7 protein-coding genes are annotated in these 9,755 nt (G+C 70.1%); 1 reads left to right on the top strand and 6 read right to left on the bottom strand.

Annotated features, from left to right (window positions below; all coding sequences use genetic code 11):
• Positions 1 to 175 precede the first annotated feature (175 nt).
• A complete protein-coding gene (locus tag ACFWBT_RS21970) occupies positions 176 to 1,144 on the top strand; it encodes an intradiol ring-cleavage dioxygenase (RefSeq protein WP_385702858.1) in 969 nt (322 codons plus the stop codon).
• Positions 1,145 to 1,231: 87 nt separating this feature from the next.
• Here ACFWBT_RS21970 and ACFWBT_RS21965 read toward each other — a convergent pair whose 3' ends face one another.
• The 6 genes from ACFWBT_RS21965 to ACFWBT_RS21940 all read right to left on the bottom strand — a co-directional run.
• Positions 1,232 to 2,008 carry a hypothetical protein gene (locus tag ACFWBT_RS21965; protein ID WP_385702856.1) on the bottom strand — a complete coding sequence of 259 codons (777 nt, stop codon included), beginning with the start codon at positions 2,006 to 2,008 and terminating at the stop codon, positions 1,232 to 1,234.
• Positions 2,009 to 2,067: 59 nt separating this feature from the next.
• Positions 2,068 to 2,544 carry a hypothetical protein gene (locus ACFWBT_RS21960; RefSeq protein ID WP_385702854.1) on the bottom strand — a complete coding sequence of 159 codons (477 nt, stop codon included), beginning with the start codon at positions 2,542 to 2,544 and terminating at the stop codon, positions 2,068 to 2,070.
• A 267-nt stretch (positions 2,545 to 2,811) separates the two neighbouring features.
• A complete protein-coding gene (locus ACFWBT_RS21955; protein WP_385702851.1) occupies positions 2,812 to 6,000 on the bottom strand; it encodes an FG-GAP repeat domain-containing protein in 3,189 nt (1,062 codons plus the stop codon).
• 163 nt (positions 6,001 to 6,163) lie between these two features.
• Positions 6,164 to 6,529 carry a PH domain-containing protein gene (locus ACFWBT_RS21950; RefSeq protein ID WP_385702848.1) on the bottom strand — a complete coding sequence of 122 codons (366 nt, stop codon included), beginning with the start codon at positions 6,527 to 6,529 and terminating at the stop codon, positions 6,164 to 6,166.
• Between the two features lie 253 nt (positions 6,530 to 6,782).
• Positions 6,783 to 8,516, bottom strand: coding sequence for a methionine--tRNA ligase (gene metG / locus ACFWBT_RS21945; protein ID WP_385702845.1), 1,734 nt, complete (start codon positions 8,514 to 8,516; stop codon positions 6,783 to 6,785).
• Positions 8,517 to 8,688: 172 nt separating this feature from the next.
• On the bottom strand, positions 8,689 to 9,755 hold a 1,067-nt coding region (locus tag ACFWBT_RS21940; RefSeq protein ID WP_385702843.1), incomplete at its 5' end, for a VWA domain-containing protein.

Genomic DNA, 9,755 nt, shown 5'->3' with positions numbered 1-9,755 from the left:
CTCGCTCCACTTGTGGGTGCCCCCGCCGCCGCCGATTCTCCCCCCACCCGGGCACCCCGCCCCCCCCGGCGTTGTGGCGCGCACCCGCCCCGGGTCCCGCCCCACTTTCGCGTGCGGTGCGAAACCACAGTTCGCACCCACGCTGCTGACAGGTCGGCTCCCTACCGTCCGGCGCATGACTGAGACTCAAGGACCCGCGCACAAACGGAACATGACCCGGCGCAAGGTTGTCATCGCAGGTGGAGCGGCCGTGGCGGCCGTGGGCGTGGGCGGCGGTATCGCCGTGACCGCGTCCGCGGACGAGGTCACGACCGGTACCGCGTCGGCCGCGACGAGCGCGGAGACCTGCTACACGCTCACCTCGGAGACCACCGAGGGCCCCTACTACATCGACGCGGACAAGCTCCGCCAGGACATCACCGAGGACCAGGAGGGCATCCCCCTGACCCTCAAGCTCAAGGTGATCGACGCGGAGACCTGCAAGCCGGTCAGGAACGCCGCGGTGGACATCTGGCACTGCTCGGCGCTGGGCGTGTACTCCGGCTACGAGGCGATGAGCAACGGCGGTGGCGGCGGCGGTCCGTCGGGCGGGCCCACGGACGCCCCGTCCGGCACCCCCTCGGGCACGCCGACCGGCGAACCCCCGACCGGCGAACCCCCGTCCGGCGGGCCCTCCGGAGGCACCGGTGGCGGCCACTCCGAGCCCACCGACGACGAGCGGTATCTGCGCGGCACCTGGAAGACCGACAAGCACGGCTACGTCACCTTCAGGACGGTGTTCCCCGGCTGGTACCAGGGCCGCTGTGTCCACATCCACGTGAAGGTCCATGTGGACGGCACGTGGACCGACGCGGGCTACGAGGGCGGCCACGCCTGCCACACCGGCCAGCTCTTCTTCGACGAGAAGGCGGTTCTGGCGTCGGCGGAGGTCTCCCCGTACTCCACGAACACCACCACCCGCACGACGCTGGACGAGGACACGATCTACCCGGACAGCGGTCACGCGGGCGGGCTCCTGTACCTCTCGTACAGCAAGAAGCACATCGCCAAGGGCGTCCACGCCCACCTGACGATGGGCGTCGCCCCGGACGAGACCCACGACAGCACGGACACCCAGCCGAACGCGTCCGCCTCGGCGTCGTAGCCCCCGCTCAGGGAACTCCCCGACACCCAGGGCCCGGAACACCACTGGTTCCGGGCCCTTCCTGGTGAGCTCCGGGAGTGTCGCGTGTCAGGCCTGCTGGGCCTTGGTCATGCGGGCGACTTCCCTTTCGACGAGAGCCAGGGGGAAGGGGTCCTTGCGGTCCATGGCCAGCATCGTGAAGTACCCGGTGACACCCCCGACTCTCACGAGGATGTGCTGCTCGTTCCGTAGGGAGACGCGACGGCCACTGCGCAGCCCGGGCGCCTGCTTCACCGGGACGGTGATCCGGAAGGCGATCGACTCGTCGCCGAGGTGGGGGATCTTCTCGGGCTCGACGTGTGCGGCGTACTTCCCCGTGAATCCGACGCCCGTGAAGTCGTGGCAGGTCGTCAGTGACGTACGGGCGCGGTCGAAGGCCTTCTCGGCTCCCGTGCCCGCGTAGGAGGCGAGTGTGGCACCGCCGGGCCAGATGCTGTCCAGCCAGTTGATGTTCTGGTCCACGGCGGTTGCCGCGTCGTTGGCGTCGACCGCGTCGAGCAGCGTCTGGCAGGTGGCGTCCGAGGCCGGCGGGAAGTTGCTGTCCGGGTCGTCGGGGGACCGCACGTCCAGCGAGATGTACGGGGTGCCCGCCACATCGTCACCGGTGAGGGCGATGGCCTTCAAAGCCTGGGCCGAGAGCGGTGGGCCCGGCTCGATGGACGCGGTCGAGGCGGCGCCGGGTGAACTGCTCGCTGCCGGGGGGCCGGGCGTTCTCCCGCCCGTGCCGGCGCAGGCGGTGATCCCCCACGCGGTCAGTGCCGCGCCCACCAGCAGCCACCTGTTTCCCCGCACCCGCACCCGTGCCCCCAGCCCCTCGCGCCTCAAGAAACCCGATGCTAACGGGCCGGAGGCTTGTCAGGGCCACGCCGGGAAAGGAGATCCATTCAGATGTCGTACGTGCCGTCCCACGGTTCGGAGAAGCCGAGGCGGTCCGGGTACAGCTCGGCCCAGGCCTCGCCCTCGTCGACGCCGGTCAGCAGGCCGAACAGCACGCCGTCGACGGTGAGCTGGAAAGGCCGGATCGCTATGTCCGTGTACGAGCGCCGGGGCAGGCTGCGCAGGAGCTTCGCCAGGTGGATGCGGGCACGTGAGAGCACCGAGGTGTCGCCGTACGGGTCTCGCTGCTGTTCGGCCCAGGTGCCGGCGCACCAGACCTCCGAGTCGCGGTAGCGGCCCTCGGAGTCGAAGGTGTGGAGCACTGTGTACAGACGTTTGTGCTCTTCCCAGCCGTCGTCGGGACGGAACCCTTCGGGGAAGGCGTACGTGATCGACGCCAGGAACTGACCGTCCGCGTACCGGCCGATTGTCTCGGTGCGGTGCTTCGGTTCGTAGGCGATCGGAATGACCTCGGGGACTGCCATGGCGGAAACCATACGGGTGATCGAGGGCCTTGTGGAGCCGGGGTCGACTCCGGATCGGCGGGATCGGACAGAGGGGGGTTTTCCCGGCTCGTCGCCCGCTCGTCGTCGGCTCGTCGCCGGGTCGCCACAGGGCCCTCACCAGGTCTCCAGCCGGTCTCCGGTGCCTCGTCGGCGGCCTCGGCGGGCGCGGCCCGGGTACGCCTGAGAGGGGCCCGGGACGTGTGGTCCCGGGCCCCTTCACAGGTGCTGCGCTTCAGGTGCGGAGCCTCAGGAGAGTGACCGGTATCCGCTCCAGCCGGTCGCGATCTTCGTGCGCGAGCCGAACGATCCCTTGCCGTCCCCGCTGTTGCGGTAGAGGTTGCCGCTGCTGTCGCGGCAGACCAGGTCGGCCCTGCCGTCGTCGGTGATGTCACCGACGCCGACGACGGCGTTGTAGGTGCCGCCCCAGTCGCCGAACACCTTCACGCGGGCGGCGAAGGTCCCGTCCCCCTTGCCGTTGTAGCGGTAGAGGGTGTTGGAACTGTCCTGGGCGAGCAATTCGCCGATGCCGTCGCCATCGAGGTCACCGGCACCGACGATCTTCTTGTAGCTCTTCCAGCTGTCGTAGAGCTTCACGCGGGCGGACAGGGTGCCCGTGCTCGTTCCCTTGTAGAGGTAGACGGTCCCGCTGGACGCGACGCGCGCGATCAGGTCGGGGCGGCCGTCACCGCTCACGTCGCCGGGCGAGGTCAGGACGTCGTACTGCGTCCAGCCGCTCGTCGCGAGCGTCGTGTGCGACGTCGTCGGTTTGACGGCGGCGTTGCAGCCCGGCTTGTAGAGGCGCAGGGCCCCGCTGCTCAGCCGTACGAGGACGTCGTTGCAGTGGTCGCCGTTCATGTCGCCGAAGGGGATCACCTTGACGGAGGTGGCCCAGCCGGTGCCGGTGGTCTTGCCGCCGAACTTGCCCGTTCCCGTGCCCTGCTGGACGGTCAGGCCGCCGGAGGAGTTGAGGGTGAGCAGGTCGCCCCTGCCGTCGGGGCCGTCGGGGCTGCCGAAGTCGTGGCGGACTGCGGCTCCCTCGGAGAGGAAGCCCTTGCCGGTGGCCACCGTGGTCGCGGTGGAGGTGCCGGTGCCCGTCGCCTTGAGGGTCCACGTGAAGTGGCCGTTGGGGAAGTAACTCCCGCCCGCCGTCCTGCCGTACCAGTTCGTCGTCACCGATGCCTTGGACGCACCGCCGGTGACCGTGGAGGTGGCCTTGCCGTTCGCGCCGCTCTGGACCGAGGTGAAGGTCACGGACCAGGAGGTGACCGGGCGGGACAGCAGCCATCGGCCCACGAAAGGTGTGCCCGCGCCGACGTAGTCGCCGGCCGACGTCTCGAAGGCCGTCACGGCGGAGGGCGTGATGCCGGTGGAGGCGACGTGCGTCTGCTCGAACGCGTCGAACCAGGCGACCAGACCCGTGTACTCGTCCATGGTCCAGCGGTACCGCCGGTCGGCGGCCAGACCGGTGTCGGGGACCTCGGAGGCGACGACGCGGGTGGTACCGGTGGCGGCCTCGGTCAGGACCAGCTGGTCGGTGCCGTGGTCGTGGCGGACGGTGAAGCCGTCGCCCAGGAGCACGTCCCCGGGGGTCACGGAGCGGGACGTACCGGCCTTGGAGTCGTACACGCCCGCGGAGTTCGTCCCGCACGACCAGTACACCCAGCGGCCCGCCGCCTGGAGTTCGCTCGGCACGCAGCCGAGGCCCGGGACCGTCACCGTGGCGAGGGTCTTGTCCTCGGTCAGGCTGTACGAGGTGAGCTTGCCCGTGGTGGAGGCGCTCCAGAGGGTGGAGCCGTTGAGGGCGGCGGCGCGGACGGAGCGCTTCAGCTTCAGGCCCTGGCCGAACTCACCGACGTACTGCATCGGGTTCGAGCCACCGGAGTTGTAGACGGCGTAGTCGTCCGAGACGTCGACGATCGCGCCGCCCTCGGTGTGGAACTCCAGGGGGTTGTAGCCGATCGTGACGAGCCGGTCCGCGTTCCCCAGGCCGCTGCCGCCCTCGTCGCCGTCGTAGTAGGTGTCGAGGTAGACGTCCCGGGGCCCGTTGCCGTAGTTGCCCCACATCGCCGAGCAGGTGGTGCCGGCGTACGGGCACGTGGAGCTGACCGAGTCGCTCTCCGTGGCGGGGGTCGCGGTCAACTGGCCGCCGACGCTTGCGATGGTGCGCAACGAGGTGGTGTCGGAGGCGCTGGAGGGGTTGTCCTCCGCCACGCGCAGGCTGCCGCGGCTGAGCGCCAGGCCCGTCTTGGCGTTCTCGTACGGCACGACCTTGTGCAGCTTCTCCAGCCGCGGGCCGCCGTCGGCTCCGACGGCGACGCGCTGGACCCACCAGTCGGCCGCGCCGGTGCCGCCGGTGACGAGGGCGTCGCCGTCGGGGGTGGCCACCGGGGTCCCGAAGGACCGGGTCAGCAGGGTCTTCGTCGTGCCGTCGGCCAGCGACTCGGCCGTGACGGCGCCGCCGGACACGGCGAGGACCAGCCAGTCGCCGACGACGACGGGAACGGGAGAGCCGGAGATCTCCTCGCCCGTGACCGGCACCGTCTCCTCGGCCTGGAGGTCGGCGCGCGGCTTGAGGTGCAGTCCGGCCGTCTCCGTGTACCAGCCGACGCGGTCGTCGGTGAGCACCAGCTCGGGGGAGGCGTCCAGTCCGGTGAAGACCGGTGTGAGCTGCGCGGTTTCGAAGTCGAGATAGCCGACGGTGTACGACGTGACGTCGCCGTTCTCGTCGTGGATCGCGTAGGCCACCAGGAAGCCGTGCTCGTCGCCGGTGCGCGAGGAGCTCACATTCCAGGAACCCTCGGTCGGGAATCCGGTGACCACGCGGTCGCGCTGCTCGCCGTCGACGAGGTCGACGAGATGCAGCCGGTAGCCGTCGAGCTGTTCGCCGTCGACGACGCCGTTCCACTCGATCGTGACGAGCGTTTCGCCGTAGGTGCCCACGTAGTCGGCCGACTGGCTGAGGTCGACGGTCCGCAGCGCGCTGCCGTCCGGTTTCCACAGGGACACCGGGTCGCCGTAGGACGCGTGCGGCAGGGCAACGGTGTCGACGGCCTGCCCGTACATGCCCGAGGCACAGCGTGCCTGGAGGTCCCAGCAGGTGGTGGTGGTCGGCTTGTAGATCCCGGTCGGTCCCCGCACGGTGACCGTCGTGTCGTTCTCGTAGTCCGTCCACAGCAGGCCCGCGACCCCGGCCTGGCGGTGCAGGAATCCGGTCGCACCGGCGGTGAGCAGCCGGTCGGAGCGCGGAGTCGTGTTACTCGGATCGTCCAGCAGGATCTGCGTCGTTCTCGCCGCGTCGACCGCCGGGGCGGCCTGCGCGCTGCCGCCGCCGTCCGGTGTGCCGGAGAACAGGGTGATGGTGCCGGCCGCCAACGCGACCGCGAGCGTGGAGACGAGGACGGCCGGGCCGTTCCGTCTCGGGGCGTTTCTGCCCACGTGAACTGTCCCTCCCCGCGAGGGCCCCCGCCCTCGCACAAGTGCGCGGATGCTAACAGGCGCAGACAGGGGCCCTCGTGGGGAGGGTGCGGTATCGCCGCAGGTGAGCCGGGTTCGGCCGTCCCGTGGCGGGCGGCGTCCGGCAGTGCTGCGGCGGGCGGGACTACTTCGCCACGTACTGGGTGAGGATCGCCTGCACCTCGTAGATGTCGACGCCCTTGGTGAAGGTCTTCTGGATGGGGAGGGAGGCGCCGGAGACCCAGATCTTCAGCTCGGCGTCGAGGTCGAAGGTGCCGGCCGTCTCCACCGCGAAGTGGGTGATGCTCCGGTACGGGATGGAGTGGTACTCCACCTTCTTGCCGGTGATGCCCTGCTTGTCGACCAGGATCAGGCGGCGGTCGGTGAACAGGATGGTGTCACGTATCAGTTGGTACGCGGCGTGGACCTGCTCGTTCTGGCCCAGCAGGCGGGCGTAGTCCTGCTGCGCCGAGGCCGGGTCGACGGTGTGCGCGTTTCCGAAGAGCGCCATGGATGTACCCCCCACTCAGTGGACTCGTTCGTCCACTCGTATCCCAGGAAGCCGACGGCTTCACATGATCTTCGCAATGTATACCGCCGGAAAGGGGGTGCACAGAGGACGAGGGAGATCCGCATGGCACCGCTCCCGGCACCGGTCCCGGCACTGCTCGCGGCCGCGCCACCGGCAGCGCTCGCGGCCCGGCTCCCGGCGCGCGAAGAGCCCGGGAACTTCTCGTTCCCGGGCTCCTGTCGAGCGGTGGGTGTTACTCCGGCGCGCCGCCGAAGCGCTCCTTGTACGACTCCAGGTCCTCGTCCGTGATCTTGGCGAAGAGGACCGGGGGAACGGTGAAGGGGGTGCCGGAGGGAAGGAAGGACAGGGCGCGGGCCTCGTCCGGCGTCACCCAGGTCGCCGTGTCGTCCGCCAGGGCGAACGCCGAGCGCATCGCGCGGGCGGACGCCGGGATGAAGGGCTCCGAGACCACCGAGTACAGGTGGATCAGGTTCATCGCCGTACGGAGTGTCAGCGCCGCGCCCTCGGGGCTGGTCTTGATCTCCAGCCAGGGAGCCTTCTCCTCCAGGTAGGAGTTGCCCGCCGACCACAGGGCGCGCAGCGCGGCGGCCGCCTTGCGGTACTGGAGCGCCTCCATCTGGGTCTCGTACTCCGCGAGCAGGCCCGCGATCTCCTCGCCCAGCTTCGCCTCGGCCTCGCCGGCCTCCGAGCCCGCCGGGACCTCCTCGCCGAAGCGCTTCTTGGAGAAGGACAGGACGCGGTTGACGAAGTTGCCGAGGGTGTCGGCCAGGTCCTTGTTGACCGTGGCCGTGAAGTGCTCCCAGGTGAACGACGAGTCGTCCGACTCGGGGGCGTTGGCGATGAGGAAGTAGCGCCAGTAGTCGGCGGGCAGGATGTCCAGGGCGTGGTCGGTGAAGACGCCGCGCTTCTGGGAGGTGGAAAACTTCCCGCCGTAGTACGTCAGCCAGTTGAAGGCCTTGACGTAGTCGACCTTCTTCCACGGCTCGCGCACGCCCAGCTCGGTGGCCGGGAACATCACGGTGTGGAAGGGCACGTTGTCCTTCGCCATGAACTGCGTGTAGCGGACCGGGTTCTCGCCGGAGTCCGCGTCGTACCACCAGGACTTCCAGTCACGCTTCTCAGCGTCCTGGCCGGACCGGTCGGCCCACTCCTTCGTCGCGCCGATGTACTCGATCGGGGCGTCGAACCAGACGTAGAAGACCTTGCCCTCGGCGGCCAGCTCCGGCCAGGTGTCGGCCGGGACCGGGACGCCCCAGTCCAGGTCACGGGTGATCGCGCGGTCGTGCAGACCCTCGGTCAGCCACTTGCGGGCGATGGAGGAGGCGAGCTGCGGCCACTCGGACTCGTGGCGGGCCACCCACTCCTCGACCTCGTGCTGGAGCTTCGACTGGAGGAGGAAGAGGTGCTTGGTCTCGCGGACCTCCAGCTCCGTCGAGCCGGAGATCGCCGAACGCGGGTTGATCAGGTCCGTGGGGTCGAGCACACGCGTGCAGTTCTCGCACTGGTCGCCGCGGGCCTTGTCGTAACCGCAGTGCGGGCAGGTGCCCTCGACATAGCGGTCCGGCAGGAAACGGCCGTCGGCGGGCGAGTACACCTGGCGGATCGCGCGCTCCTCGATGAAGCCGTTCTCGTTCAGGCGGCGCGCGAAGTGCTGGGTGATCTCACGGTTCTCCGGGCTGGAGCTGCGGCCGAAGTAGTCGAAGGCCAGCTCGAAGCCGTCGTACACGGCCTTCTGCGCGTCGTGCGCCTGCGCGCAGAACTCGTCGACCGGCAGGCCGCGCTCCTTGGCCGCCAGCTCGGCGGGGGTGCCGTGCTCGTCCGTCGCGCAGATGTACAGAACGTCGTGGCCGCGCTGGCGGAGGTACCGGGAGTACACGTCCGCCGGGAGCATGGACCCCACCATGTTGCCCAGGTGCTTGATCCCGTTGATGTACGGAAGGGCGCTGGTGATGAGGTGTCGAGCCATCGCGGGCTGCTCCCAAGTCGCTACGTGGGGCGACGATCGCGTCCGTTTCGCTGTCGGCGGGTCGTCGTCGGTGAACCTTGAAATCGTAGCCGACATGGGTGGGCCGCCCGCTTCCCGTTTTAAGGGGTGGGAAGGGGCGGCCCGGTGGTGCGGGGTGCGGCGGCGTACGGGGCTACGGGCGCCAGTTCTCCAGGACGCCGTCGTAGACCTCGACGTCCGTCAGTTCGCGCGGGGCCGGGCCCGCGTGGAAGAAGGCCGTGTTCCCGGTCTTCAGGCGACGGAGGTAGTCGAAGGCCTTGTTGTCGTGCTCGCCGAAGGCGACGAACGAGAAGAAGACGCCCGGGTGGTCCTTCGCCGCGTCGGTGAGGGACTGGGTGGCGGGGGTCTTGGCGTCGGGGGCGCCGTCCGTCTGGAAGATCACCAGGGCCGGGTCGGTGGTGTCCGACTTCTGGTAGTGGGTGACGACCTCCTCCACCGCCGCGTGGTAGCTCGTACGGCCCATGCGGCCGAGGCCCGCGTGCAGGTCGTCGACCCTGTTCTCGTGCTCGGTGAGCGTGAGGGCGCCGGTGCCGTCCAGCTCCGTGGAGAAGAAGACGACGTGGACGGTCGCGTTCGGGTCCAGGTGGGCGGCGAGGGCCAGGGCCTGCTCGCCGAGGGCCTGGGCGGAGCCGTCCTTGTAGTACGCGCGCATGGACGCGGAGCGGTCGAGAACGAGGTAGATCTTGGCGCGGGTTCCGGTGAGGTCCCGCTTCTGGAGCGCGGTACCCGCTTCGTTGTACGCCGTGACCAGGGCCGGGGCCTCGGACTTGACCCGCGTCAGCGGGACGGCGGGCGCACCCGGGGTCACCTCGACCTCAGCCTCGGCTTCGCCCTCGGCGTCCTCGTTCCCACCCGCACCACCCGTGCTGCCTTCGACCTCGGCTGCGGGTGCCACCTGTGGGGCCTCGCCGCCATCGGCGGCCGCGGGCTCGTCCACCTGCGCGGCCACGGGCGTGACCTCCTCGGCGACGACAGGCTCCGCCTCGGGCTCGACCACGGCGACGGGCTCGGGCTCGACGACCGGCTCCGCCTCGACCACGGCGACGGGCTCGGGCTCGACGACCGGCTCCGCCTCGACCACGGCGACGGGCTCGGGCTCGACGACCGGCTCTGCCTCGACCACGGCGACGGGCTCGGGCTCGACGACCGGCTCTGCCTCGACCACGGCGACGGGCTCGGCCTCGACGACCGGCTCCGCCT

It is taken from the genome of Streptomyces sp. NPDC060027 (assembly GCF_042737005.1).
Lineage (GTDB): Bacteria > Actinomycetota > Actinomycetes > Streptomycetales > Streptomycetaceae > Streptomyces.
The sequence above is the reverse complement of the archived record's forward strand: the minus strand, read 5'-3'. Positions and strand labels throughout refer to the sequence as shown.

Bases quoted from the DNA above. Each gene is read 5' to 3' on its own strand.
- ACFWBT_RS21950 (WP_385702848.1), bottom strand. From the start codon at position 6,529: ATGGCGCTCTTCGGAAACGCGCACACCGTCGACCCGGCCTCGGCGCAG.
- ACFWBT_RS21970 (WP_385702858.1), top strand. From the start codon at position 176: ATGACTGAGACTCAAGGACCCGCGCACAAACGGAACATGACCCGGCGC.
- metG (WP_385702845.1), bottom strand. From the start codon at position 8,516: ATGGCTCGACACCTCATCACCAGCGCCCTTCCGTACATCAACGGGATC.
- ACFWBT_RS21960 (WP_385702854.1), bottom strand. From the start codon at position 2,544: ATGGCAGTCCCCGAGGTCATTCCGATCGCCTACGAACCGAAGCACCGC.